The organism is Streptomyces sp. NBC_00271 (assembly GCF_036178845.1).
Taxonomy (GTDB): Bacteria; Actinomycetota; Actinomycetes; order Streptomycetales; family Streptomycetaceae; genus Streptomyces.
On sequence record NZ_CP108070.1, the window covers coordinates 10,836,138 to 10,860,021 of the forward strand.

24 protein-coding genes and 1 pseudogene are annotated in these 23,884 nt (G+C 69.8%); 13 read left to right on the forward strand and 12 right to left on the reverse strand.

Annotated features, from left to right (window positions below):
* Nucleotides 1–522: 522 nt before the first annotated feature.
* Nucleotides 523–960 carry an MOSC domain-containing protein gene (locus tag OG798_RS49355; protein ID WP_328759446.1) on the reverse strand — a complete coding sequence of 146 codons (438 nt, stop codon included), beginning with the start codon at nt 958–960 and terminating at the stop codon, nt 523–525.
* Here OG798_RS49355 and OG798_RS49360 point away from each other — a divergent pair.
* Together OG798_RS49360 and OG798_RS49365 are read left to right on the forward strand one after the other, a co-directional pair.
* Nucleotides 959–1,102, forward strand: a complete 144-nt coding sequence (locus tag OG798_RS49360; RefSeq protein WP_328759447.1) for a hypothetical protein — start codon at nt 959–961, stop codon at nt 1,100–1,102. The genes OG798_RS49355 and OG798_RS49360 overlap by 2 nt on opposite strands.
* A 31-nt stretch (nt 1,103–1,133) precedes the next feature.
* Nucleotides 1,134–1,280 (forward strand): hypothetical protein, encoded by a 147-nt coding sequence (locus OG798_RS49365; RefSeq protein WP_164657677.1) that lies wholly within the window; start codon nt 1,134–1,136, stop codon nt 1,278–1,280.
* 29 nt (nt 1,281–1,309) lie between these two features.
* Here the strand turns inward: OG798_RS49365 and OG798_RS49370 are convergent, their stop codons facing one another.
* Entirely contained in the window at nt 1,310–1,564 is a 255-nt protein-coding gene (locus OG798_RS49370; protein ID WP_328759448.1) for a hypothetical protein, read from the reverse strand.
* Between the two features lie 143 nt (nt 1,565–1,707).
* Between OG798_RS49370 and OG798_RS49375 the strand changes: the two genes are divergently transcribed.
* A complete protein-coding gene (locus OG798_RS49375; RefSeq protein ID WP_328760186.1) occupies nt 1,708–2,142 on the forward strand; it encodes a CGNR zinc finger domain-containing protein in 435 nt (144 codons plus the stop codon).
* A 253-nt stretch (nt 2,143–2,395) separates the two neighbouring features.
* On the opposite strand, the gene OG798_RS49380 is transcribed toward OG798_RS49375, so the two are convergent.
* The 4 genes from OG798_RS49380 to OG798_RS49395 form a co-directional block, all read right to left on the reverse strand.
* Entirely contained in the window at nt 2,396–2,725 is a 330-nt protein-coding gene (locus OG798_RS49380; RefSeq protein WP_067381387.1) for an antibiotic biosynthesis monooxygenase family protein, read from the reverse strand.
* 50 nt (nt 2,726–2,775) lie between these two features.
* Nucleotides 2,776–3,753, reverse strand: a complete 978-nt coding sequence (locus OG798_RS49385) for a cytochrome c oxidase assembly protein (RefSeq protein WP_095850501.1) — start codon at nt 3,751–3,753, stop codon at nt 2,776–2,778.
* A 230-nt stretch (nt 3,754–3,983) separates the two neighbouring features.
* On the reverse strand, nt 3,984–4,835 hold the full coding sequence (gene sigJ, locus OG798_RS49390; RefSeq protein WP_095850500.1) for an RNA polymerase sigma factor SigJ: 852 nt from the start codon (nt 4,833–4,835) through the stop codon (nt 3,984–3,986).
* Nucleotides 4,832–5,410, reverse strand: coding sequence for a carboxymuconolactone decarboxylase family protein (locus OG798_RS49395; protein ID WP_328759449.1), 579 nt, complete (start codon nt 5,408–5,410; stop codon nt 4,832–4,834). The genes sigJ and OG798_RS49395 overlap by 4 nt, the downstream gene beginning before the upstream one ends.
* A 484-nt stretch (nt 5,411–5,894) precedes the next feature.
* Between OG798_RS49395 and OG798_RS49400 the strand changes: the two genes are divergently transcribed.
* The 3 genes from OG798_RS49400 to OG798_RS49410 all read left to right on the forward strand — a co-directional run bounded on the left by OG798_RS49400 (nt 5,895) and on the right by OG798_RS49410 (nt 7,775).
* Nucleotides 5,895–6,335, forward strand: a complete 441-nt coding sequence (locus OG798_RS49400; protein ID WP_328759450.1) for a hypothetical protein — start codon at nt 5,895–5,897, stop codon at nt 6,333–6,335.
* Between the two features lie 288 nt (nt 6,336–6,623).
* Entirely contained in the window at nt 6,624–7,109 is a 486-nt protein-coding gene (locus tag OG798_RS49405; protein ID WP_328759451.1) for a hypothetical protein, read from the forward strand.
* Between the two features lie 210 nt (nt 7,110–7,319).
* Complete coding sequence (locus tag OG798_RS49410) at nt 7,320–7,775, forward strand: VOC family protein (protein WP_328759452.1); 456 nt, start codon at nt 7,320–7,322, stop codon at nt 7,773–7,775.
* Nucleotides 7,776–7,818: 43 nt separating this feature from the next.
* Here the strand turns inward: OG798_RS49410 and OG798_RS49415 are convergent.
* Nucleotides 7,819–8,229 (reverse strand): annotated as a pseudogene (locus tag OG798_RS49415) (helix-turn-helix domain-containing protein); the annotation flags it as partial.
* A gap of 411 nt (nt 8,230–8,640) precedes the next feature.
* Between OG798_RS49415 and OG798_RS49420 the strand changes: the two are divergent.
* Entirely contained in the window at nt 8,641–8,964 is a 324-nt protein-coding gene (locus tag OG798_RS49420; RefSeq protein WP_328759453.1) for a CPCC family cysteine-rich protein, read from the forward strand.
* Between the two features lie 747 nt (nt 8,965–9,711).
* Nucleotides 9,712–10,683 carry an XdhC family protein gene (locus OG798_RS49425; protein WP_328759454.1) on the forward strand — a complete coding sequence of 324 codons (972 nt, stop codon included), beginning with the start codon at nt 9,712–9,714 and terminating at the stop codon, nt 10,681–10,683.
* A 349-nt stretch (nt 10,684–11,032) separates the two neighbouring features.
* Here OG798_RS49425 and OG798_RS49430 read toward each other — a convergent pair whose 3' ends face one another.
* A complete protein-coding gene (locus OG798_RS49430) occupies nt 11,033–11,380 on the reverse strand; it encodes a hypothetical protein (RefSeq protein ID WP_097228681.1) in 348 nt (115 codons plus the stop codon).
* Between the two features lie 398 nt (nt 11,381–11,778).
* On the opposite strand from OG798_RS49430, the gene OG798_RS49435 reads away from it, so the two are divergent.
* From OG798_RS49435 to OG798_RS49455, 5 genes are all read left to right on the forward strand, one after another.
* Complete coding sequence (locus OG798_RS49435) at nt 11,779–14,451, forward strand: LuxR C-terminal-related transcriptional regulator (RefSeq protein ID WP_328759455.1); 2,673 nt, start codon at nt 11,779–11,781, stop codon at nt 14,449–14,451.
* Between the two features lie 179 nt (nt 14,452–14,630).
* Nucleotides 14,631–15,149: a hypothetical protein gene (locus OG798_RS49440; protein ID WP_121418102.1), complete on the forward strand. Its 519-nt coding sequence runs from the start codon at nt 14,631–14,633 to the stop codon at nt 15,147–15,149.
* Nucleotides 15,150–15,166: 17 nt separating this feature from the next.
* A complete protein-coding gene (locus OG798_RS49445; RefSeq protein WP_095850469.1) occupies nt 15,167–15,364 on the forward strand; it encodes a hypothetical protein in 198 nt (65 codons plus the stop codon).
* A 169-nt stretch (nt 15,365–15,533) separates the two neighbouring features.
* Entirely contained in the window at nt 15,534–16,196 is a 663-nt protein-coding gene (locus OG798_RS49450) for an HdeD family acid-resistance protein (RefSeq protein ID WP_095850468.1), read from the forward strand.
* 111 nt (nt 16,197–16,307) lie between these two features.
* Nucleotides 16,308–16,766, forward strand: a complete 459-nt coding sequence (locus OG798_RS49455) for an SHOCT domain-containing protein (RefSeq protein ID WP_095850467.1) — start codon at nt 16,308–16,310, stop codon at nt 16,764–16,766.
* 64 nt (nt 16,767–16,830) lie between these two features.
* Here OG798_RS49455 and OG798_RS56820 read toward each other — a convergent pair whose 3' ends face one another.
* From OG798_RS56820 to OG798_RS49480, 4 genes are all read right to left on the reverse strand, one after another.
* Nucleotides 16,831–19,002: a SpoIIE family protein phosphatase gene (locus OG798_RS56820; RefSeq protein ID WP_413254814.1), complete on the reverse strand. Its 2,172-nt coding sequence runs from the start codon at nt 19,000–19,002 to the stop codon at nt 16,831–16,833.
* A gap of 304 nt (nt 19,003–19,306) precedes the next feature.
* Nucleotides 19,307–21,751: a SpoIIE family protein phosphatase gene (locus OG798_RS49470; protein ID WP_121413566.1), complete on the reverse strand. Its 2,445-nt coding sequence runs from the start codon at nt 21,749–21,751 to the stop codon at nt 19,307–19,309.
* Nucleotides 21,752–21,949: 198 nt separating this feature from the next.
* Nucleotides 21,950–22,651 (reverse strand): CBS domain-containing protein, encoded by a 702-nt coding sequence (locus tag OG798_RS49475; RefSeq protein ID WP_097289474.1) that lies wholly within the window; start codon nt 22,649–22,651, stop codon nt 21,950–21,952.
* A 125-nt stretch (nt 22,652–22,776) separates the two neighbouring features.
* On the reverse strand, nt 22,777–23,784 hold the full coding sequence (locus OG798_RS49480) for an Acg family FMN-binding oxidoreductase (protein ID WP_121413565.1): 1,008 nt from the start codon (nt 23,782–23,784) through the stop codon (nt 22,777–22,779).
* Between the last annotated feature and the right edge of the window lie 100 nt (nt 23,785–23,884).

Genomic DNA, 23,884 nt, shown 5'->3' on the forward strand with positions numbered 1-23,884 from the left:
TCGAACTAGAGCCCCCGCCGGGGGAGGGCTCACAGATCCAGCAGGATGTCAGTGGTGTGGACGCTGCAGCACGGCAGTACTTCACCCGAGGCGGGATCCTCCAGGGGCTGCGCCCCGAAGGCTTCGGTGTGGATGTTCGAACTGCTCAGCCCGCCCGCTGGAGCGCGGATGTCACCGCCGACATTAAGCCCTCGGGGCCGCACAGATGGGCGTGCGCATCCGCAGGGATGCCGAGCTCCCGGATCCCGTCGCTGGTCATGCGCCCGTGCGTGATTCCCGGCTCCCCAGCGATCTCGAGATCCGGGGCGGTGTAGTAGATGCTGACCTTGCCGCGGTCTGCAGCGCCTGAGAGTCGGTGGGTCGCAGGAGGAACGAGGGCACCGTGGGGGTCTCGGGTACGACCTGGGTCACGCGCAGCTGCTTGAAACCCTTCCAGCCGGGCGCGGCGGGTGCGGGGCGGGCGGCTGGTCGAGTCGGTGGCTCATCTCCTGGAAGGACTGCTGCCCCCGGGGCTGAGCGCCTTTATGCCCAAGGCGGCACGCAGTGTGGCCGGGTCCGGAAGCCGGAAGCCGGAAGGTAGAGCAGGGCGTCGGTGTCGGCGACGGTGAGGGACCCTCGGCCGGTGCGGGTCCGGGTGATTCGGTCGCAGGCCCGGACCTGGCCCTCGGCTATGACGCGCAGGTAGAAGCCGGGGCGGTGGTGGGCGACGAGCAGGAAGGCCATGCGCGGTTCGTTCAGGCGCATGCCGACGCGGTAGCAGGTCACGCGTGGCTGGGTGACCTCGAACTCGGCTTCGCCGATGCGGTGCCGGTCGCCGATGCGCACCTCGTCGTCCGCCGGCCCGTCGACGGTGAAATTCTCCCCGAACCGGCCGAACTCCAGATCGTCGCTCGATGACCTTGCGCCAGTACGCGTAGGGCTGCGCCTGGTAGGCGAGGACGGCCCGCTGCTCCCCGCCATGGCCCTGAAGGTCACCTTGGCCGTCACCGTCGAGCCTCCCGGTGCGGCGCAGCCGCGCGGCGAAGTCGGTCGCCTCGGCATGCTGCTCAATGATCCGGCCGATCGGGGAGGCGAAGAAGCCTACAAAAAGGTACAAAAGTAGTGTGAGTAAGAATCCTGAAACCCCGCAAGACATGGACAAATGGGCTGACCGGATCCGGACGGTCTCCTCGACTTCCGATCCTCAGGCCGCCCGCAAGCTGGCCGGTGACATCTACCGCGCCGCACAGGAAGATCTCGACGCCGAACGTGCCCGGGCGGAGTACGAACGCGAGGAATGAGCTTGTCCGTCCCGTCGGCACATCACGCCTCACGGTGAGGGGGCGACCTTCGCCGTGGGGCGATGCTCGAGGACCGTAGTAGGCGACACGTACCACCGCGGTGCGAAACCGGACTCGTAGAGCACCACTGGACGGGTGGTCTCGTCCTCCTCGTAGAGGGCGTCCATGGCCCTCCAGGCGAAGGTGGGACGCCCCTCCAGGAAGTGGGCGACGGGGTAGCGCCCCGGCTCGTGCAGCAGTACGACGTCCTCGCTGTCCGCGATCCATTCCCCGCCGAACCTCACCCTCAATCCGGCGGAGCCGCTCCGCGAAGAGCAGTCGCTCCGGCAACGGCTCAGGGTGAGGAACCTTCCGGGCGCTGTGTAAGCGGGCGTGCCGGCTCGAGTCAAGCCTTGATCCCTTCCGGTCGACTCTCGCTCTCCATAGCCTGCCGCCCGGGCCTGTGCCCGACGCCGCGGCCGTGCGCCGGCTGCGTGGGGCGGTTCGCGACGTCCTGGACAGTCACCTGGAGGGCCGCTCGGCGCGGCCCACGTCGGCGGACGACATCAACGCCGCCGCGACAGCGGCTCCCGCGAGTCCTCGTCTGGTCGTGACGGCCGACGGCATCCGGGGCGAGGAACGCTGGCACACCGAACACGGTGGGAACGCTGCGTTGGCCGCCATCGCCGCGGAGGCCATCGGGCTCCTCGCCGACAACGAGCGCCTCGGGCTCCTGCGCCGCTGCGCCACCCCGACCTGCTCGATGCTCTTCCTCGCCGAGAACAAGCGGCGCAAGTGGTGTAGCAGCAACATCTGCGGCAACCGCGCACGGGTCGCCCGCCACTACGAACGAACCCACACCGACGGAGTCGGCGGCATCTGACCTGCGGAGCGGCCGCTGCAAGGGGCGGGCGGCAGAGGGGCTCCTCACCGCGGGGCACGGGCCTGCGGGGCGACAGCGGCACCGGGGCCACGTACGGGTCCCCCCCCGCGGACACGCACCGGCTGGATGCCGCCGCGTGCCCACGCTGTGAACTTCTCGCCCCGTAACCCCGAACTTGCCGCACGGTGGGGGCGACGCCAGGCCACGGCCTGCCGGCCACGACCGGCCCGCCGACGGCCTGCCCGGCGTCCAGCTATGCGCTGGTGGGCGCCGCCTGCTGCACGACCTCGAAGGACCACAGCGTGGACCCGCTGGCCGCCGGCTTGGGGCGCTCCCCGCTCGCCGCGTCACCACCCTGGTGGGCCGCCTTCATGGGGCCCTCCATCCAGGCCTGGAAGGACTCCTCGTCACGCCACCGCGTGTAGACGAGGTAGCTGTCGGTGCCTTCGACGGGGCGGAGGAGTTCGAACCATTCGAATCCGTCGGAGTTCTCCACGGCATGGGCACGCGAGGCGAAGCGCTTCTCCAGCGTCTCCCGCTGCTCGGCCGGGACGGTCAGTACGTTGATCTTGACTACGCTCATGATCCCATCCTGCCGCACGACGCTCCTGGGAGACGACCAGCCTGCGTGTGTCAACGTCCCGGCCGTTGGTGCCGGATGCGCTGGGCGACTGCGCTGTTCTCGGTCTCCCACCAGGGACGTACGAGTTCCGATGTCTGTGCCGCCCCCGGCACGGGCGTCGCCGGGACCAACTCCGCCTCCAGGCGGCGGTCCAGTACGACGGTCTCGGCGCGTTCGGTACGGGCCCACTGCACCAGGATCGCGAGGAGGAAGGGCAGCGCCACCAACTCGGCGATGCTGATCATCGCGCCACCGCCCAGCTGCTGGTCATGGAGCACATCCGGCGCCCAGGACGGCGCGTGACGCAGATACCAGGCACCGGCGATGAGCGAGCCGTGGGTCATCACGACGATGCCCGGTACGGCGTCGATGATCCCGTCGAGGAACACCAGCGCCGCCCGGACCGGATGAGTACACCACCCCGGCAGCGCCGCCTCGCGGGTGAGCATCGGCATGACGAACAGGCTGCCGGCGAGCAGCAGGTGCAGATACATCACCTCGTGCAGCCAGTCGTCGCGCAGGGCGGTCTCGAAGTACGGCGTGAAGTACACCGTCAGCTCCGTCGCGAGCACCAGAGCCGTGCTGACCAGCGGGAAGGTGAGCAGGCGTACCAGCCGTCCGGCCAGCGCCCGCTGCATACGCCCGGCGGCACGCTCGGGCAGGGAACGGAGGGCCAGCCGCAGCGGATCGCCCAGGGCCAGCCCGAGCGGTGCGATCAGGTCGAGCAGGACGTTCTGGACGGCGGCCGGCCAGAACAGCACGTGGTCGTACACGGCCAGCGCGGACATCGTGGCGACGACGAGAGTGCCCAGGCCGAGCAGCGCGAAGGCGCCGACGCGCGGCAGGGGCCAGTGCTCGCCCCGGCGCTTCAGACGTAGCACGCCCCAGCCGTACAACGCGCCCAGGATGACGACCACCAGCAGCGCGGGCACGTCCAGTTGCCATGAGGTGAGGAGTCGCCCCACGGTGAGCTGTGGTGGATTCCCCATCGCGTTCTACCTCCACGGCATGCCAGATCTGCCGAGGCACTCTATGCCGCGCACGACCGGCCCCGGTCGCGCACGCGCCGGACTCGCCCGCGGTCACACCGAGCTCATACCCACCTCATACCAAGCACGACGGACGTGTTTCGACGTCTGACCACTGTGCGGTCGTGTGTGTTCCGGACGGTTCGGACCGTCCGGAACACACACGTCGCCAGAGGCAGCGGCGGGCGGGCCTACCTGGTGAGTTCGGCCGGTTCATCGAGCCGTGTCAGTTTCCGCGGGTTCGCGATCGCGTGGATCCGGGTGACTTTCCCGTCTTCCACCACGAGGCTCACAGCGGCCACTCGGCCGTCGATCTCGATCCGGCCCGCAGGCGCGCCGTTGAGCCACACGGCCGACACCACCCGGTCCGGCCGAGCGAGCATGCTCGCCACCAGTGCGGCCCCGTGGATCGGAGCCGGAGCGGCGCCTGCAAGCCCGCCGCCGTCGGCGATCAGAACCACGTCCGGTGCCATGACGTCCAGCAGTTCCTGCAACTGGCCGGTGCGCAGCGCGGCCAGGAACCGCTCCACCACGGCCTGCTGCTCCGACCGGCTCACCGGCACCCGCGGCCGCCGGGCCGCCACGTGCTCGCGTGCCCGCCGCGCGATCTGCCGCACCGCTGCCGCGGACTTCCCGACGGCCTCGGCGATCTCGCCGTACGGCACCTCGAAGACCTCGCGGAGCACGAACACCGCGCGTTCCGTCGGCCCGAGCGTTTCGAGCACGGTCAGCATCGCGATCGAGACGTTCTCCGCGAGCTCGATGTCCTCGGCGACGTCGGGGCTGGTCAGCAGTGGCTCCGGCAGCCACTCGCCGACGTACTCCTCGCGGCTGCGCGACAAGGTCCGCAGACGGTTGAGCGCCTGCCGGGTGACGGTTCGTACGAGGTAGGCCCGCGGGTCACGCACCTGTGTGCGGTCGACGTCGGCCCACCGGAGCCAGGACTCCTGCAGCACGTCCTCGGCGTCGGCCGACGAGCCGAGCATCTCGTAGGCGACCGTGAACAGGAGGCTGCGATGGACGACGAACGGATCCTCGGTCATGCCGTCGACGCTACGCCGAAGTTCTGCGGACGCGCCGCCAACGGAATCTCGCAGGCATCGGAGTAGCCCTGCGACGTGATCCCGTGCGCCGTGTTGCACCTGGTGGCAAAGTTGGCGAAGCCGATGAACACGGTGAGTTCGACCATCGCCGCCGGGCCGAGCCGGTCGAGCAGCCGCGCGGACAACTCGTCGGTGACGGTCGTCGGTGTGTTCGTCATGGCCTCGGCGTACTCCATCACGTCCCGCTCCAGCGGCGTGAACACCTCCGACTGCCGCCAGCGCGGCACCTGGCTCGCCTTGGTCAGGTCCAGGTTCTGGTTCAGCGCGTGGAAGTAGTTGATGTCGAGGCACCAGCTGCAGCCGACCTGTGCCGCGACGGCCATGTGCGCGAACGTCTTGAGGCTCGCGTCGGCCGCGTCCCACGTGGCCACCTTGGCCGAGAACTCCTGGTTGGCTTCGGCGAGTTCGGGGTTGTTCCACAGCACCTCGACGGGCTCGGGCACGGCACCGAGCTGCTCGATCATGATTTCGCGGAGCTCCACGGGGAGCTCGGCCTTCGGGACGCGCAGCGTCATGGTGTTCTCCTTGTACGTGTGCCTGTTGGGCCGTTCGTCATGAAGACACCGCCGGACCCACGCATGTGACAACGGGGCCGGAGGGTCCGGCTTCGGGCTTTCCCGAACCGGAGGTTCGAACCGTGCATGCTCTTGAGGCCGGTACGAAGCGCACAACAACCAGGGCCGGCAAGAAGAAGGCGTCAGCCACCGCCTCGTGGCAGCGATCTTCTACTGGTCGAGCTGAACGGCGCGGCCGACAGCGAAAAGATCACGGCTTTGCTCAAGCAGTACCGAGCCCAGAAGCGGTAGCGGTAGCGGCAGCGCTGGGGCCGTCTCCGGGCCGTCCGAGGCGAACCAACGTTGACAGATGATGACAGCCGATCACCACATCGGTGCTGGTCAGAAAGACACCGCAAGGAAGAGCCCGAGGTCAGAGACTTGGCGCGTCACTTCCAGAAGGACTGATCTCGCGGCGGTACACGGTCAGTCGTAAGGTCGGCGCGTGACAGACAAGCGTGCAGGCACAGGTTCTCCTGACTGGGCCTACAACTGGGCAGACGGTACAGGTCTGCTCGGGATGGACCAGCCGGAGGAAATCGACGCGGCATTTGAACGCGGCGAGCCGCACGTCGGAGTGGCCGTGATCGGCCTTGCCCTCAATTACTCCGATCCCGTGGCCATCCTTCCCCGGATCGCCCGCGCTCTCCGCTCGGACTCGGAAGAACTGCGCCGACAGGGCACGGTCGCGCTAGCGCACGTTGCACGTCTTCACCACTCGGTCGATACCGAGTGCGTGGCCCTCTTGCGAACCCGCCCCAGGGGCAACGAAGCCGACGACGATCTCTGGACGTTTGTCCCGCACCGGCGCTTGCCTCTCTGGCTCTGGCGTCATCACCTGCCCCAGCACACGAAATGGCTACTTTGGGACCGCTGGCGCACTTGAGACCGCGCACCCCCAGCCATCCTCCGTTGGAGGCGAGTGCTAGCCGTGCTCGTTGCGTGCCCGATCCGGCGGGATCTCCCGGGGTCTCACGGGGAACCGTGGGGCCAGTCGCGCTCCAGCCGAGGCGTAGGACCGGTGGGCCGACGCCGACGGTCCCCGGTGATCGACCTGATAGGGATGAGGGCAGATCTCGAAATCTGCTTCCAGCGTCAGCGCTCCTGGGGTGAGCCGTGAGCCACTTGGAGGATCGCGCTAGCATCCCGCATGCCCATTCCGTGGAGATCCAGCGTGGACGTATTCGCGCGCATTTTGAGACAGCGTGCAGTCGAGCCCGAGTCTGTACGCGACGTCGACGCCGCCTGGGATGCCTTCGGTGAGTTCCTCCAGGTCGAGGTCGAAGGGATCGAGTGTCTTGAGAACGATGGTGACGGCTTCATCGTCGAATGGGGCAGGTGGGGCTGGAACGACGACCAGCCTTCGATGTCCTTTGGGCGACTGCTTGCGGTCACCGGTGCCGACGACCGTGATGCCCCCGAGCGGCAGCCGGAGTACTGGAAAGTCGAGCTGCAGCTCGTCTTCGGAGAGGACCCGGCATGGGCAGCGCTCGACAGCCTCGGGCATCAGGACACCGGGTTCGACTACGACGAGATCGGCATGCCCAGGACTGTCGCGCTGGGAGAGATACGCCGGTTCATCGAGTCTTACCCCCAGCTGGCGGCCATGTGGCGAGCCGAGCCCATTCGCAGCAACCTGACCCTGGAGCAAGCGGGCTGAGGCTTGTCCCACAATGACGTTCCAGTGGTGCAGGTGGGCGTTGTGGGGAACCGGACGGCGTGCGTTCGAAGAGGCGGTGTACGGGGGACGATCATTCTTCCGAGAGCTCGCCAGCGTCGATCACCGAGCAGGTCTCGGTATCCACCGGAAGCCAACAGTCCTTGGCGCAACTCGAGGAGTCGGCACGGGTACGGCCGATACAGTCGGCTGGTGATCACCAATCCCAAACTCCAGATAGCCATCGACTGTACTGAGCCCGAGCGGCTCGCGGCATTCTGGGCCGCTGCACTGGGTTACGAAGTCGAGCCGCCGCCTGCACCGTTCGCTACCTGGCGCGCGTACTGGCTGGACCAGGGCCTGTCAGAAGAGGAGCTGGGCGCAGGCGACTGCAGTGACTCCGCCATCGATCCGCATGGCGTCGGCCCGCGGATCTGGTTCCAGCAGGTACCCGAGTCGAAGGTCGTCAAGAACCGGCTCCACCTTGATCTGAGTGTGAGCGGAGGCCGTAGCGTCCCGCTTGCCACTCGCAAGGAGCGAGTGCTTGCCGAGGTGGCGCGGCTGGAGAGCGTGGGCGCGTCCCGGTTGCGCATCGAGGAATCGGATAGCTCAGGTTCATTCTTCGTCGTGATGCAGGACCCGGAGGGCAACGAGTTCTGCGTTCATTGAACATTTGGAGGCGGTAGAGCGTGCGGCCGGCTCGCTGCCTATCATCGATGACGACCTGGTGGTTGGTGGAGTACCGATAGTTCTTCGACTGCTCGGCGATGGTGTGGTCACGGGTGGGGACCAGGGTGCCGTCCACGATCAGCATGGTGTCCGTGCGGAACCGCTTGCGTTGCTGGAGGGCGAGTGCGGGGCCGAGGTGGTAGATGACGCGGTCGGCAGCCGACTTCGACACCCCGAACAGCGGCGCCAGCTGCCGCAGCGTGAGGTTGGTTCGCCAGTACGCGGCGACGAGCAGGATCCGGTCCTCCAGCGGCAGACTCCAGGGCCGACCCTTACGGACCGCGTCCGCGCCCTCGCGCCTCAACGCCGTGATCAGCTTGCCGAACTGACGTGGACTCAGACTGGTGATCGAGGCTATCCAGGACGGCTCCGACGCCGTGATCACACCAGACACATCAAGATCATCTCACCCGTGACCAGCAGTTACGGGACACCCCTTAGCTGCCGAGCCCGGTACAGCACGGAAGTACGGCAACCGCAGCAACCGGCACCGGTCCAACAGACACCGCGCAGGGCCGCGCAGGAACCGCAATGACTGCCTCTGGCCGATCCACTTTGAGCTACGGATCAGAAGGTTGCACCAGATGGGGACGGTCTGGCCTCGTGCCAGACCGTCTCAGTTTCCGTCTCATTCACCGTCGTTCAGGAGGGTCCATCACCAGAAGACGTCCCGGTGTTCACTCGCCCATGAACGCAGGCGAACGCCCCTGCACACAGCCCACCGCCCCACCAACACACTTGGAAAGCGTGCACACCAGAGTCGAAGGCCCTTGATCGCGCGGTGTCAGCAGATCAGGATGCAGACGTGACCTTCATAGTGGTTCGCGGAAGCGCCGAGTGCGGGCCGTACCGCTGTCCCTGCTGCGGCTTCATCACCCTGGCCGAGCGTGGAGTCTTCGAGATCTGCACCGTCTGCCGCTGGGAGGACGACGGCCAGGACGAGCATGACGCCAGCGAGGTGCACGGCGGCCCCAATCGCGGCCTCAGCCTGCGCCAAGCTCGCCGGAACTTCCACGTGTTCGGCGCGTGCGACGAACGCAGCGCCCAGTTCGCTCGCGCTCCGCTGCCAGAAGAGCACCCTGACAGCGGCACACCCTACGGAATCGGCACCCTCTACTCGGGGTCCTGACTCCCCGATCTTGAGCCGCACCGCACGCGCACCAGATCGAGCGGGGAACAACGGGAACCACGGTGAAAGCCGCCGAGCCGACGAGGCCGGCCACGAACCGTTCATTCAGGTCAGCGCCCTACCAGGCCTCAAAGGGACGCAGCTTCCCAAGCTGAGGGCACGGCGAAATCCTGCTGTTTGGGCGTCCTCAGGTGTCCCACCGTTCCGCGTATGACTCCGATCAGCCCCGAGAATCCGCTGAGCTCAGAGGACGCCCAGGCGTTGCTCACCATGCTCCCTACCCGAGTCGCTTGATGATCAACGGCGCCAGGGCAAGCGTGGCCAAGCAGTACTCGACGCGACTGCCGGTGTAGCCACCATCGGCCCGGACAGCCCGGATTGCGCCGGCGTCCCGGCAACCAAGCCTCGGCGGGTGATGCGCGGCCGGTAGCGCCGAGCATCACCCGCCGGGGAACGACTCAGTGCTTGTTGACCGCCGAGGCCCAATCGAAGTTCACGCCACTGGGAAGCCGTGCTCGGCGGTGAGGAGCTCACTCTTGTGGTGGGTGCCAGGTTCAGGATCGTCGTGGTGGCGATCCCGAACCACTCGTGGTCTCCGGCCTCTGGCCGGCCAGTTCACTGTGCAGCCTGGGTGCCCGGGGCAGGGCTCTCTAGAATGGCGATGACGGCGCCGCGCTGACCAGGTGGTCTCCCGGTGACCCGATGGGTTACCGGTGCCGACAGCCAGGAACGAGGAGGGCCGCGATCATGCGTGAGCTGGCGGACACGGCACGGCGGTGGGCAGCTCAGGGGCGCCCGGCCGTACTGGCCCGGCCGATCACCGAGCAGGGCTTCGGGCCCCGGCACCCCGCCGACGCGCTCCTCATCGACGAGGACGGGAACCGGCAGGGCACCTTGTACCGCGGTGCGTTCGACGACCACCTGGCCGCAGAGGCCGCGGCCCTCCCGCCCGGGCACACCGCACGGGTGTGCGAGGTGGCCGTACACGACGACGAGGTCAAAGAGGCACGGCTGACCTGCGGCGGACAGGCCGAGATCCTGCTCCAGCCGCTGCACACCGTCCCCGCCCGCTGGTGGGACCTGCTGAGCGAGGGCGCCGACGCCGCGCTGATCACGCGGATCGACGAGGAGCGGACCCAGGCTGTCAGCGACGTCGTCACCCCGGAGGGCGTCACTCCGGGGTTGCAGGGCGATGATCCGGCGGCCGTCGCTCAGGCCGCCGAGCAGGCCAGGCAGTTGCTCGCCCGCCACCGTGCTGGACGCGAGACCCGCCGCGCCGCCGCCGGACTCGTCCTCATCGAGGCCTGCCCAGCCGTCCCTCACCTGGTCATCGTCGGCGGCGGCGAACTCGCCGAACTCCTCACCACCCAGGCGCAGGTGCTGGGCTGGCAGGCCACGGTCGCGTACGCCGTCGGGGACGCCCGCAAACCAATGGCCGACCGCCCGGCCGCGGCCTGCCTCATCGTGCTCAGTCACGAGCCCGACCTCGACATCCCCGCCCTGCACACCGCGTTGACGGCCGGCATCCCCTATGTCGGCGCGCTCGGCTCACGTCGTACCCAGGCCCGCCGCGCCGCGGCTCTCACAGAGGCGGGGCTCACCGAGGAGCAACTGCGCCGCATTCACGGCCCGATCGGACTCGACATCGGCGCCCGCACCCCGGCGGAGACGGCCTTGGCCATCTGCGCCGAGGTTCTCGCCGCACTGGGCCGACCGTAGGGGGCCGGGTCCGCGGGTTTGTGGGCCGGTCACTCCCGTCGCGTCGAGGGACTGCCACACCTCGTCGCGAGTGAGCGGGAGTTCGGTGACGATGCCCGTGAACGCGTGGCGCACCGACGTGGGCGGGCCGCCGCCCGCGGTGTCGCGTTCGTCCTCGACCGCACGCTCCCGCGCGAACCGAGCCGGCCCGACGCCGTCGATCACCCGGTTGCCCGAACCGTCCCGCCCCATGGGGAGCCTGCCCCGTCCGCCCAACGGCGCACGGTCTGCGGGCTCGCCCTCAGCAGGCGCGCGGCCTGGCCCATGCTGTACGACGGCACACCGGCACCCCAACCGTGTCACTGTGCGTCTACATGCGCAGCATCCGCTGTGTGATCTCCCGGTACTGCCTCAGCGCGTGCCGGAGTTCTTCCGGCTGTGTCCCGGGGTCCTGGTCCTGCCAGGTTTCGTGCAGAACGCGCCGTCTTTCCGCGAGGGTGCTCATGAGCTGGGCGGTGACCTCGTCGAATGCGGTCTCGGCCTCTTCCAACGCCTCGCGTGGGCTGTCGGCGAAGGTGTTGAGGGCGTGTTGGAGGCGCTGGGCGAGCTTGTCCCGTTCGTCCGACGGGATCAGCGGCTCGGGGCCAGGCGTACGACGCCCGGCCGAACCGGGCCGTTTGTCCGGGGGCTGCTGGGCGCGTGACTGGTCGTACATCATCGAGTGCCACTTTCCTGTACGTCGTACCGGCCGCGTCGGTTTCGTCGCCCTGGGCGGGGCCGCGCTCCGCACCGTGCTGTCAGTCAACGCCGGGCAACCGGCGGTGTCAACGTGATGTCGACAGGGGTGAGTTCCGGCGGCTGGGCAGCGGTGAAGGGGGAGAAGGGGACCGGGGTGGCCCAGCCGTGACCGCGGTCGTCCGGAAGACGCGGCCCGCGGCCCCGAGTGCGGTCGCGCCGCCCAGGCCGTACGGGGCCCAGGCCGTACGGGGCCCAGGCTGTACGGGTGGGTGAGTTCATTCGTGAGTGCTGTGCGCTCGGGCCACTGCTCGAGTGAGAAGGCCGCGACAGGAGTGAGAAGAGCGCCGCCCGTGATCTGACGGGATAATGGCGAGCACCATGGCTGGGATCGAGGAGAGCGGCCAGGGGTCGACCGTCGCATGGGTCGATCCCATGGGAGACCCGTTTCTGCGCACGCGGTTCGCCCCGCCGGCGAGGCCCGTCACCTTCCTGCGGCGGGAGCGGCTGGTCGAACACCTGGACCAGGCGCTGCTGACCCCCCTGACGGTCGTCAACGGAGCGGCCGGGGCGGGGAAGACCCTGCTGGTCGCCGAGTGGGTCACTGGGCTGGCGCAGCCGGTCGCCTGGTTCACCGCCGACACGGCGGATCAGCAGCCCGGGATGTTCTGGGCGTACGTACTCCAGGCCCTGCGGTCCTCGGGCATGCCGGTCCCTGGCAACATTCGCTGTCCCGCCGACGCGAGCAGGGTGGACCGCACACTGCTGGCACGGCTCGCCGCCGAGCTGAGCGGACGCGACCGGCCCGCGATCGTCGTGCTCGACGAATACGACCGCGTGAGCGCGCCGGAGATCGCGCAGCAGCTGGAATTCGTCCTGCACCATGCCGGACCGGGAATGCGCCTCGTCCTCGTCACCCGCACCGAGCCGCTGCTGCCGGTGCACCGTTACCGGGCAGCCGGTGAGCTGACGGAGATCCGGAACGCGGAACTGGCCTTCACACCCGAGGAGGCGGCCGTACTCCTGGAGCGGCACGGCCTGCGCCTGCCCGCGCACGCGGTGGGGGCGCTCGTGGACCGCACCGGCGGATGGGCGGCCGGCCTGCGGCTGTGCGCCCTGGCCGCGCGGGAGAGCCCGGATCCGGAGAGATACCTGAAGGAATTCGAGGCAGGGCGGAGTACGGTCGCCGACTACCTCCTGGCCGAGGTGCTCAAGCGGCGCACCGCCGAGACCCAGGACCTCCTGCTGCGGGTCAGCATCCTGGAGCGCCTCTGCCCCGATCTGGCCAACGCGCTGACGCAGCGCACCGACGCCGAGCCCATTCTGGCCGAGCTGCACCGCGAGAACGCGTTCGTCGAGGACCTCGGACACTCGTGGTACCGGCTCCACCCGCTGTTCCGGGAGATCCTCCGGGCGCATCTGCGGGAGCGCTGTCCTGGACTGGAGCCCGAACTCCACCAGCGGGCCGCCCGGTGGCTGCTGCGCTCCGGATTCCTCCCCGAGACGATGGCCCACGGCGCCGCCGCGGGCGACTGGGACTTCACCGCCAGCGCCTTCGTCGACGGCCTGGCGATCGGCCAGCTCTTCACCGGTCTGCGCCGTGACGAGCTGGCCGAGCTGTTCTCCCGGATGGGACCCGAGGCCACAAGCCCCGCGACGGACGTCGTCCGAGCGGCCCGGGACCTGTCCCAGTGCGACCTCGACCGCGGTCTGGCCCGTCTGCACCAGGCCGAGGCGGGCCTGGCCGCGGGCGTGCCCGACGCGGCCACCGACGTGCCCGGCCCGGCGGCGGCACGGCTGAGCTGCGCGCTGCTGGAGGCTCTGGCGGCCCGGCTGGCCGGGGCCCCGCTCCAGGCGGAGAAGGCCGCGGAGGCGGCCGAGGAACTGCGGCGGGCGGTTCCCGCCCACCTCTTGGGGCAGCATCCCGAACTCATCGCTCTGCTGCTGACCCATCTGGGCTCGGCGCGCCTGTGGGCCGGGCGCTTCGAGGACGCCCGCACCGCGCTGTCCGCGGCGGCGGGCTGTCCCGGCGGGGCCTCGACGGCACTTCCGCGAGAGGAGTCCTTGGGGCACCTGGCGCTGATCGACTACCTGAACGGCTGGCTCGGCAGGGCGGAGCGCAAGGCGCTCGCGGCGACGACCGACTCGGAGCGCTTCGGGCTGTGCGGGTCGTCCGGCTCGGACATCGGGCGGATGGTCCTGGCCGCCGTGGCCGTCGACCGGAACGAACTGGATCACGCCCAAGCCCTCCTCGACGAGGCGGTCGGCTCACGCCTGGCGACGCGGGACCCGGTGCCCGCCACGGGCCGGTCCCTCGTGACGGCACGTCTGCTGCTGGCCCGAGGCAAGACCCGAGCCGCCCTGGCGGCGGTGGACCCGGCGGTCTCCGCGGACGTGGCATCACCCTGGGCTCAGGCTCATGCCGCCCTGGTCGCCTCCGCCGCCCACCTGGCCGAGGGGCGGCCGGAGGCGGCCGCCGAGGTACTGCGACAGGTGCCGGACGACCAGCCGGCCTGTGTGGTGGAGGCCGCGCGGGCCCAGCTGGCGGCGGGCCGCCCCGCCGCCGCGCTCGACCTGCTCGACCGCCTGCGCGCCGAGGGTCCGGCCGGTCCGGCGGTGACCGTGCGGGCCACGCTGACCCGGGCGCAGGCCGCACTCGAGGCGGGTGACTCGGCCGCCGCGCGCAAGCTCGTGGGCCAGGCGCTCCTGGAGGCCCGGCGCGAGCGGCTGCGGCGGCCTTTCTTGGAGGCTGGACCGTGGATCCGACGCCTCTTGGGCACGGCGCCACTGCAGCCACTTGCCGCGGGCTGGTTGACGACCGGCGACGTGCCCCGGCTCGAAACGCCCGCACCGCTCGTCGTGCAGGAGCTGAGCGAACGCGAACGCGACGTTCTGCGGCGACTGGCCCAGACGATGTCGACGGAAGAGATCGCGGCCGACCTCTGCGTGTCGGTGAACACGGTCAAGACCCACCCCAAGAGCGTCTACCGGAAACTGGCGGTGAACCGGCGCAACGAAGCGGTGCGCCGGGCGCGCGAGCTGCGGCTGCTGTGAACCCGTACCGGTGACCACCCTCGCCCGTCACGGGTGAGGCGCGGGACGAGCCGTTCGGATGCGATGGGAGTGGCGGCACCACGCACCTCCCGACCGGGCGGGACGCCCGGAGCATCGCGAGTCCGGCGATGTGGCCGATGTCCCTCGTTCCGGTGCGCCGAATCGGAGAGAAGGCCTTGATGTCACGGACCGAACCCGCCGTAACCTCAGCGGCCGACCCCGACCACCAGGCGCACGCCGACTACACCGGTGGTGTCTACGGGTCCATGCTCGCCGCGTCAGTGGTGATCGGCACCGGCACGCTGGGCTCGTTCCCGCACCTGGAGCTGGCGGCGCTGCTCTTGGGCACCGGCTTGGCGTTCTGGATCGCGCACGTGCACGCCCAGCTGTTCGGGGCGCGTCTGGCCCGGCAGGCCCTGGACTGGAGGACCGTCGTCGAGGTGTGCCGTGCGGAGTGGCCGATCGTCAAGGCCGCCGTCCCGCCGACCGTGGCCGTGGCCGTCAGCCCGCTCCTGGGCCTCGGCCTCCAAGGCACCTTCTGGCTCGCGCTCGCCGTCGCCGTGGCCGGGCAGGTGGGATGGTCGGCGGCAGCGGCACGCCGCGCGGGCGCCTCCTGGCGCCTCACGGCCGTCACTGCCTCGATCAATCTGCTGCTCGGCCTGCTGATCATCTCGTTCAAGCTCGTCCTGACGCATTGAAAGGTCGTTCTGAGCCCATGCGCTACGAGATCCGTGTCGAGGGACTCATGACGGAGACGCTGACCAAGGCGTTTCCGGAGATGGACCACGTGGTGATGTCCGGGCAGACCGTCCTGTTCGGCCCCGTTGTCGACGAGGCGCACCTGTACGGGCTGCTGGCCCGCTGCCAGTCGCTGGGACTGCACGTCATAGAGATGCGCCGGCTGCCGGAGTGACCGGGGCGTACGCCGTCCCCGAGGGCAGGGACGATCACCCGCCGGGGGTGAACCGGCAGCGGGCGGCGCGCGGGACGCTGACCCGGTGAAGTCCCCGCACACCGTCCCGTCGGCGGTCCGGCGACGACCCGCTCGACCGCGTCAGGACTCGACCGCGTGAGGAGGAGCCATGACCGATTCGCGTGGTCCGGCACCGCGTACCGAGCCCGGGCCCAGGCCCGAAGGGGCGGCCTCCCCGCCGCCCGACGACGCCGAGGAACTGCTGGCGGGACTCGGCCGCTCATGGACCTGGATCCTGGGTTCGGCGATCACGACGCTGGTGCCGGGCATCCTGGTGCTGGTGTGGCCGGACGAGACCCTGCACATCCTGGCGGTACTCATCGGTCTCTATCTGGTCGTGACCGGGGTGTTCCGCTTCGTGGCGGTCTTCGGCCGCGAGGAGCACGGCGAGCGGATTCCCGGGCTCTTGCTCTCGATACTGTTCGTCCTGGCCGGGGTGCTGTGCCTGAGGAACCCGCTGCAGACCATCGCCGCGCTCTCGCTGATCGTCGGCGTCGTCTGGCTCGCGTCCGGCATGCTGACCGCCTATACGGCCATCGCCATGAAGGCCCTCCCGCACCGTGGCGTCGTCTTCTGCGCCGCAGCGCTCGGCATCGTCGCGGGAGTCGTGGTGCTCGCCCTGCCGACCGAGTCCGCCCGCGCCCTGACCCGGCTGCTCGGCCTGTGGCTCGTCCTGCTCGGCCTGATCGAACTCGTCCTCGCCTTCGCCTGGCGGGCCGCGCTGCGCCGCGCACGCGCCGCGGACCCGTACGGCTCCGCCCCGTCGCCCTGAGACTCCGCGGCGACGTTCACCCGTCCCGGGTGAGGCCGGACGAACCTTGCCGTGCGCATGCTGAATCGGGAGGAACGACTGCCGGGCGATCGCCCGGGATGGAGGAGCGACATGAGCACACAGATGTACCTCGCGTACGACTACCCGCTGCTGAGCGTCTTCTGGAGCATGCTCTGGTTCTTCCTGTGGATCATGTGGTTCATCCTGCTCTTCCGGATCATCATCGACATCTTCCGTGACGACGAGCTGGGTGGTTGGGCCAAGGCAGGCTGGCTCCTGTTCGTCATCCTCCTGCCCTTCCTGGGCGTCCTCGTCTACGTGATCGCCCGCGGCAAGAACATGGGTCGCCGAGAGATGAATCAGGCCCGCGCGCAGCAGGAGGCCTTCGACTCCTACATCCGGCAGGCGGCGGGCGGCACCGGAACCAGCAGCGTCGACGAACTCGCCAAGCTGTCCGAGATCCGCGCCCGTGGCGACATCACGGACGAGGAGTTCCGCAGGGCGAAGGAACTCGTTCTGAGCGGTCAGGGCCCGTCCAGCGGCTCGGGCACCGCCGCCTCGGGCCAGTGAGCGCCGGACGAGGCGACGCCGGGCAGCACGAGGTCACCAGGTAGCACGATGACGGCGGGACCACTCACAGGTGGAGGGTGAACCAGGTGGTCTTGCCGTCGTCGGTGGGTCGTACGCCCCAGTCGTCGGCGAGCGCGCGGACGAGGACCAGTCCGCGCCCGGATTCGTCGTCCTCGGCCGCGAAGCGGGGTTGGGGCAACCGCGGGCTGTGGTCGCCGACTTCGACCGTCAGGTCCAAGGCGGTCCGGCACAGGTGCAGTCCGATGGGGCCCTGGGCGTGCTGAACGGCGTTGGTGAGGACTTCTGAGAGCAACAGCCGCGCGTCGTCGGCCTTTGTGGCGCAGCCCCACGAGGTGAGGGCCTTGCTGAGGAAGGCTCGGCCCTCGGGGACGGAGTCGGGGACCGCCGGGAGGTCGAGGGAGACGGCGGCGAGCGGTGCTTCGGGCAGTCGAGTCAGCAGCAGGGTGACATCGTCGTTGTGGCCCTCGGCGTCGGGCAGCAAGGTGGTCAGGACGTGGTCGGCGGCCACCTCGAGGTCGGGAGCAGTGGTGAACACGTCGCTCAGCGCGCTGGTGAGCTGGGAGAGCTGGTCCTCGATGTCGCTGCCGGGGGTTTCGATCAGTCCGTCGGTGTAGAGCACGAGGGTGGCGCCGGGCGGGATGACCGCGCTGCACTGCTGGTAGAGGACATCACCCACGCCGAGGGGCGCGTTGACGGGCGCGGGCAGCGCACGGGCGCCCTCGCCCGGGGTGGCCACCAGGGTGGGCAGATGTCCGGCGGAGCAGATCGTCACCGCGCCCGCGTCGGCCGCGACCACCAGGTAGCAGCAGGTGACCAGTTGGTCCGGGACGTCGAGGTCGGCGACGGCGGCGTCGAGGGCCTGCATGAGCTGGCGGGGCTGCATACCGGTCTTGGCCAGGGCGTGTGCGGCGGAACGCAACTGGCCCATGACGGCGGCGGCTTCGAGCCCGCGTCCCATCACGTCGCCGATCAGGACGCCGACGCGGCCGGCGCCCAGCGGAACCAGGTCGAACCAGTCGCCGCCCACCCCGGCCCCCTGGGTGGCGGGCCGATAGCGGCTGGCGGTCGTGAGACCGGGGATGGCGGGCGGAGTGCCCATCAGACTGCGCTGCAGGGTCAGGGCGATGTGCCGCTGTTGTTCGTACAGGACGGTCAGCTCGGCTTCGGCCCGCTTGCGATCGCTGATGTCGCGGACGATGGCACAGGCGCCGATGACCTCGCCGTCGGGGGAACGGGTCGGCCACAGGGTGATGTCGACGTCGAGGAGATCGCCGTGACGGGTGACCCGCAGTGTCTCGAAGTGCTCGACCCTTTCCCCGTTGCGCAACCGGTCCATCAGGAGGTCGATCTCGTGGCCGTGGTCGGGCGGGGCCAGCAGGGACACATGGCGGCCCATGACCTGGGCGCGGGTGTACCCGTAGAGGCGCTGGGCGGCGGCGTTCCAGTAGGTGATGTGCCCGTCGAGGGTCTTGGCGAGGATCGCGTCCTGGGAGGACTCGACGAGGGCGGCCAGCTCGTTGATGCGTTCCTCGGCCGCCTTGCGGTCGCTGACGTCGCGGACGGCGGCGGAGACGAGGAGGCCGTCGGTGGTCTCCAGGGGGCTGAGGCTGATCTCGACGGGGAACTCGGTGCCGTCCTTGCGCAGGCCGTGAAGTTCGAGACCGGCGCCCATGGGGCGCACCTGGCGGTTGTGGGTGTAGCCGGACCGGTGCTTGGTGTGGTGGGTTCGGAAGCGGTCGGGTACGAGCAAGTCCACTGATCGGCCGAGGAGTTCCTCGCGGCCGTAGCCGAAGAGTGCTTCGGTCTGGGCGTTGACGAGTCTGATCGTCCCGGTGTCGTCCACGATCACCATGGCGTCCGGCGCCGCCTCCAGCAATCCCCGGAACCGGTCCTCGGCTGCCTTGCGGTCGCTCACGTCGCGGACGGCGGCGGAGACGAGGAGGCCGTCGGTGGTCTCCAGAGGGCTGAGGCTGATCTCGACGGGGAACTCGGTGCCGTCCTTGCGCAGGCCATGGAGTTCGAGACCGGCGCCCATGGGGCGCACTTGACGATTCTCGGCGTAGCCGGAGCGGTGCAGTGCGTGGTGGGTCCGGAAGCGGTCGGGTACGAGCAAGTCCACTGATCGGCCGAGGAGTTCCTCGCGGCCGTAGCCGAAGAGCGCTTCGGTCTGGGCGTTGACGAGTGTGATCGTCCCGGTGTCGTCCACGATGATCATGGCGTCCGGCGCCGCTTCCAGGAGCCCTCGAAACCTGTCCTCGGCGCCTCCCGAACGGGCACCGCGCTCCCCGGCACAGCACGTCGACGTGGCGCAGCCGGACGCCGAGCCCGGTGCGGCCGAAGCCGAACTGATCGTTTCTCCCACGTTCGCCCCCCCACAGACCCTCCGCACGGGTCGTTCGGGCCATCTCAGCGCACTTGGGTCACGATCACTCGGGCATGTCTCATTCTGGCCGCACCGCGGTCGATCGTGTCTGCGGTGAGCGCGGGCTTCGTCCGTCTGCGGACGTGTTCGGTCGCGGTTACGTGCGCTCGTGCTGGATGTCGATCTCCGCCCAGATGGACTTCCCTCCGGGCAGGTGGCGCGTGCCCCAACGCTCGGCGAACTGGGCCACGAGCAACAACCCGCGCCCGCCCTCGTCGAAGGTGCGGGCCCGCCGCATGTGCGGGGCGGTACTGCTGCCGTCGGAGACCTCGCAGATCAGCACGGTGTCCTGGATCAGGCGTAGCTGAAGGGGAGGGCCGCCGTAGCGGATCGCGTTGGTGACCAGCTCGCTCACCACCAACTCCGCGGTGAAGGAGACCTCCTGCAGCCCCCACTTCGCCAGGCGACGGGAGACCTCGCCGCGCGCGCCCGCCACGGCGGCCGGGTCGGCAGGCAGGTCCCAGGTGGCGACCCGGCCCGAGTCGAGGGTGCGAGTGCGGGCGACGAGCAGGGCGACGTCGTCCGACGGCTGCGCGGGGAGCAGGGTCTGGACCAGGTCGTCGCAGAGGGCCTCCAGCGAGTGAGCGGGCCGCACCAGGCGCCGGCGCAGCAGCGCCATGCCCTTGCCGAGGTCGTGTTCGGGGACCTCGACGAGGCCGTCCGTGTACAGCGCGAGCAGGCTGCCACGGGGCACCTCCCATTCGACTGCTTCGAAAGGCAGCCCGCCCACTCCGAGCGGAGGGCCGACCGGCAGGTCGACGAACTCCGCCGTGCCGTCGGGCGTGACCACGGCGGGCGGGGGATGGCCCGCCCCGGCGGCCGTGCAGCGGCGCGTGACCGGGTCGTAGACCAGGTACAGACAGGTGGCGATGACATCGGTGAAGTTGTCGAGCTCCGGGTCCTCCGTGCCCGTGCCCTCCTCCGCCCTGAGATGGGTGACCAGGTCGTCCAGATGGACGAGGAGCTCCTCGGGAGGCAGGTCGACGTCCGCCAGAGTGCGTACCGCGGTCCGCAGGCGGCCCATGGTGGCGGAGGCGTGCAGACCGTGGCCGACCACGTCTCCGACGACCAGGGCGACCCGGGCCCCCGACAGGGGGATCACGTCGAACCAGTCGCCGCCCAGCCCGGCCCGGGAGCGAGCCGGCAGGTAGCGATGCGCCACCTCCACGGCCTCCTGGGCGGCGATCCGCTGCGGAAGCAGACTTCGTTGCAGGGCCAGGGCGGTGGTCCGCTCCAGGGTGTACCGGCGGGCGTTGTCCACGGCCACGGCGGCGCGTGCGGCGATCTCCTCCGCGAGAAGCAGATCGTCTTCGTTGAAGGGGTCCTGGCGCTGGTGGCGGACGAGTACGGCCACCCCGAGCGTGATGCCGCGGGCGCGCAGTGGGACGACCATGAGCGAGTGCATTCCGAAGGCGCGGACCTTCACCGCGCGCTCGGGGTCGGCCGTCCGCCAGCTCTCGACGGCTTCGTCCAGGGTGCTGTGCAGCGAGGAATGCCCGGTGAGAAGGCAGTTGGCGGGCGGCGAGGAATCCGGGTAGTAGTCAACATCTCCCGGCTGGACCAACGACTCGGGGACGCCAGGAAGGACGGACTGCTGCGCTGCGCGGCGCAGACCGATGGAGCCCTCGCCGGGGGGCCTGGGCTCGATACCGCGGAACAGCGAGTCCAGCAGGTCGATACTGATGAAGTCGGCGAGTCGGCCCACCGCGACGTCGGCCATCTCCTGAGCGGTACGCGTCACGTCGAGAGTGCTGCCCACCTGTGCGCTGACGTCGTTCAGCAGGGCGAGCCGTTCCCGGGCCCGGTGCTGCTCGGTGTCGTCGAGCGCGACGACCTGTACGTGTCGCACCTCTCCCGCGGGGTTCCTGACGGGGGACACGGTGATGGCCCAGAACCTTCCGTGGGCTTCGGGCCGGGGTGGGCCATGTACGTGAAAGAGCTCGGGTTCCCCCGTCTTGAACACCCGGCGCATCCCCTCTTCGACCGTGGTGCAGATGTGGGGCGGCAGGATGTCGGTGACACGCCGACCGCGCATCTGCCGCTCCGTGAGACCCAGTTGGCGGATCGCGCCGGCGCTGCCCCGCAGGGCCCGCAAATCGGAGTCGTAGATCATCACAGGAAGGTGGCTCTGCGCGAAGGCTTCCTCCGTCGTCGCCTCGTCCTTGGCCGGATGTGGCTTCTGACCCGTACGCGGCCGGCGCGGCGGCGTGGCCACGATGAGCCATTGCGGGTTGCCCTCACGGTCGAGTGACGGGTACGCCCGCAGCTCGGCTTCCGTGTGATGGCCGTCGCGGTGCCGCAGCGGGGTCGTCCCGGTGCGTCCCTCAAGTAGCGCGGAGAAGTCCACCGGGGCGTCGGCGTCGCAGCCGAACAGACGCGCCGCGGGACGCCCTACGACGTCCTGGTGCGGGTATCCGAGCAACCGCTGCGCGCCGTTACTCCACCCCGTCACGGTCCCTCGCGCGTCGACGACCGCCGTGGCCGAGGTGACCGGGTCCGGAAGCTGACCGAGGCCGTTTCCCAGGGGGCCGGCATTCTCCATGTCCCATCATCGCCCATCCTGTCCCCCGGGAACTCTCGGGTTCTGGGGAGACAAAGCAGAGGCCGCAGGTCGGCGGAACGTCGCATCCCGTCGCGTCGGTTCCTTCCCCCACTTGTATCTCTCCTTGAGCGCACACGCAGGTCGGCGTCCAGTCCCCCGCGCGCCGGAAGGCTCGGAGGTGCTGCCGCACCGCGCCGGTCAAGGCGACAGTTGGGTGTGGCGCGGTGACTCGGCGTACAGGCCTTCGGAGGTGTCGTCCGTCCGGTGGCCCAGCTGTTCGGTGACGTCCACGACTCCGTCCACGCCTTGGCACATCCGCACGGCGACGGGGATGAGGGATTTCCGTTCGACGCTTCCCGTCAAGGAGACCCGGCCGTCCACGACCCGCACGGTCACCGAGTCGGGCGCGATACCCAGGGTGCGGACCAGCACGTCCCCGGAGATCTCCTCACGAATGGCACTGTCACCGCGCAGGAACACGCGCAGCAGGTCGGCGCGGCTGATCAGCCCGACCAGCCGGTCCGCTTCGTCCACCACCGGCAGCCGCTTGACGCGGTGGCGCTCCATCACCTGCGCGGCCTCCACCACCGTCCACTGCGGCCGGGCCGTGATGGCCGGGCTGTTCATGAGCCCTCGGGCGGTGGTCGCCTCCTGCTTGGTCCGGTCGGCGGGGCGCGGGTGCAGGACCGGCAGTAGTCCTGCGGGGTCCAGCTGACCCGCCTCCTTGCGCAGCAGATCCGCCTCGGACACCACGCCCACGGGCCGGTCGTCGGCGTCCACGACCGGTATCGCCGTGATGTCGTACTCGGCCAGCAGTTTGGCGATGTCCTTGAACCCGGCGTCCTCCCGCACTCGTACGACCGAAGTGGTCATCAGATCGCTCACCATCCGGTGCCGCATGGCTTCCGCCTCCTTCGTCACGTGCGTTCCCCTCCACTGTGCGGTGTTCTCGGCCGTCGCCTCCATGGGCCGGTCGGCCCCGGCCATGGCCGACCGGCCCGGGGGAGAGACGATTTCGTCCTCGGTCAGTACCGGTCTCCCTGAGGGACGGCGCCGTCGAGTTCGAGGAAGAGCCGCGGTGTGCGACGGGGCGTGGGAGGCCCTTCCGGGCCGTAGCCGAATCGGATGAGCATCTGCACATGGTCGAAGGGGGATGTCGCGGGGCGCAGGTCGTCGCGGAGGTCGGTCCACTCCAGAGCCTGGTGCAGGACGGAGGTGCGTAGACCGTGGGCCGTGGCGACGAGCAGGACGTATTCAAGCGCCTGTCCGGCCCGGAGCCAGTCGGTGCGCCGATCGTGGCCGGTGCGGAGCGACGCGAGCGCGGGTGTCCGTTCGAAGGGCCGGGCCGGTAGTTGGTCCAGGGATCGCCGTGCGCTGAAATCACGCATGGGGAGCTGCTCGAAGGTGTCCTGCGGCCCCAGTGCCGCGGAGGGGATGCCCGTGTCTTCGGCCCCGTCGCGGCTCGACCAGCGGCGGCTTTCGGCGCTGCGCGCCGGGTCGGCGTGGTTGCGGCGCTCCGCTTCGGTGGTGATCCGCAGCAGCCGCGCCGTCTCACGCGGGCCGGTGACGGCGAGCGTGGCGCCTTCGGCCCGGGCGGCTTCGGCGAGTTCGTGGCGAACGGACACGGGAACGGGCTGGACGCCGAAGGGGAAGCGGCTGCTGTGCCGGTGCCAGATGGCCTCGTACAGGTCGTCGCCGTGGAGTGTGCGGGTGCTGGTGCGCCCAGTGATGTGCACCGAGGCGAGCAGATCGGGGTGGCGGTGATCAGGGAGCAGCCGAGTGACCGGCTTCCAACCGAAGTGGCTCACCGCGACCCGCAGGTTGAACAGGGCCGCGCCGGCGGCGATGTGCAGGGCCCGGCCGTGCGGATCCTCGTGCGGAAGTCCCCGCCGGACGTCGGCGTGGATCTCCACGGTGGTCGATTCGGTGTCGAGGCGGAAGCGCCAGGGCTGCGTGTTGTGCATCGAAGGCGCGGCGACAGCCGCAGCGATCAGCTTCTCCAACACCGACGAGTCCAGATACGTGCCGGACATGAGGGCCTCCTCCCGGACGAGCGAGCTGCGGGGCTTGCGATGTTCTGAGCCTGCTGCCGTCGGCGGAGCGGGGCGAAGGGGCCGTCCGGCCCCAACCTGA

Excerpts from the sequence above, each read along its gene's own strand:
- OG798_RS49355 (WP_328759446.1), bottom strand. The coding sequence starts at position 960 with ATGGCGGGGAGCAGCGGGCCGTCCTCGCCTACCAGGCGCAGCCCTACG.
- OG798_RS56820 (WP_413254814.1), bottom strand. The coding sequence starts at position 19,002 with ATGATCATCGTGGACGACACCGGGACGATCACACTCGTCAACGCCCAG.
- OG798_RS49365 (WP_164657677.1), top strand. The coding sequence starts at position 1,134 with ATGGACAAATGGGCTGACCGGATCCGGACGGTCTCCTCGACTTCCGAT.
- OG798_RS49450 (WP_095850468.1), top strand. The coding sequence starts at position 15,534 with ATGACCGATTCGCGTGGTCCGGCACCGCGTACCGAGCCCGGGCCCAGG.
- OG798_RS49395 (WP_328759449.1), bottom strand. The coding sequence starts at position 5,410 with ATGACGCTGCGCGTCCCGAAGGCCGAGCTCCCCGTGGAGCTCCGCGAA.
- OG798_RS49430 (WP_097228681.1), bottom strand. The coding sequence starts at position 11,380 with ATGATGTACGACCAGTCACGCGCCCAGCAGCCCCCGGACAAACGGCCC.
- OG798_RS49360 (WP_328759447.1), top strand. The coding sequence starts at position 959 with ATGGCCCTGAAGGTCACCTTGGCCGTCACCGTCGAGCCTCCCGGTGCG.
- OG798_RS49445 (WP_095850469.1), top strand. The coding sequence starts at position 15,167 with ATGCGCTACGAGATCCGTGTCGAGGGACTCATGACGGAGACGCTGACC.
- OG798_RS49440 (WP_121418102.1), top strand. The coding sequence starts at position 14,631 with ATGTCACGGACCGAACCCGCCGTAACCTCAGCGGCCGACCCCGACCAC.
- OG798_RS49425 (WP_328759454.1), top strand. The coding sequence starts at position 9,712 with ATGCGTGAGCTGGCGGACACGGCACGGCGGTGGGCAGCTCAGGGGCGC.
- OG798_RS49455 (WP_095850467.1), top strand. The coding sequence starts at position 16,308 with ATGAGCACACAGATGTACCTCGCGTACGACTACCCGCTGCTGAGCGTC.
- OG798_RS49435 (WP_328759455.1), top strand. The coding sequence starts at position 11,779 with ATGGCTGGGATCGAGGAGAGCGGCCAGGGGTCGACCGTCGCATGGGTC.
- OG798_RS49475 (WP_097289474.1), bottom strand. The coding sequence starts at position 22,651 with ATGCGGCACCGGATGGTGAGCGATCTGATGACCACTTCGGTCGTACGA.
- sigJ (WP_095850500.1), bottom strand. The coding sequence starts at position 4,835 with ATGACCGAGGATCCGTTCGTCGTCCATCGCAGCCTCCTGTTCACGGTC.
- OG798_RS49470 (WP_121413566.1), bottom strand. The coding sequence starts at position 21,751 with ATGGAGAATGCCGGCCCCCTGGGAAACGGCCTCGGTCAGCTTCCGGAC.
- OG798_RS49480 (WP_121413565.1), bottom strand. The coding sequence starts at position 23,784 with ATGTCCGGCACGTATCTGGACTCGTCGGTGTTGGAGAAGCTGATCGCT.
- OG798_RS49380 (WP_067381387.1), bottom strand. The coding sequence starts at position 2,725 with ATGAGCGTAGTCAAGATCAACGTACTGACCGTCCCGGCCGAGCAGCGG.
- OG798_RS49385 (WP_095850501.1), bottom strand. The coding sequence starts at position 3,753 with ATGGGGAATCCACCACAGCTCACCGTGGGGCGACTCCTCACCTCATGG.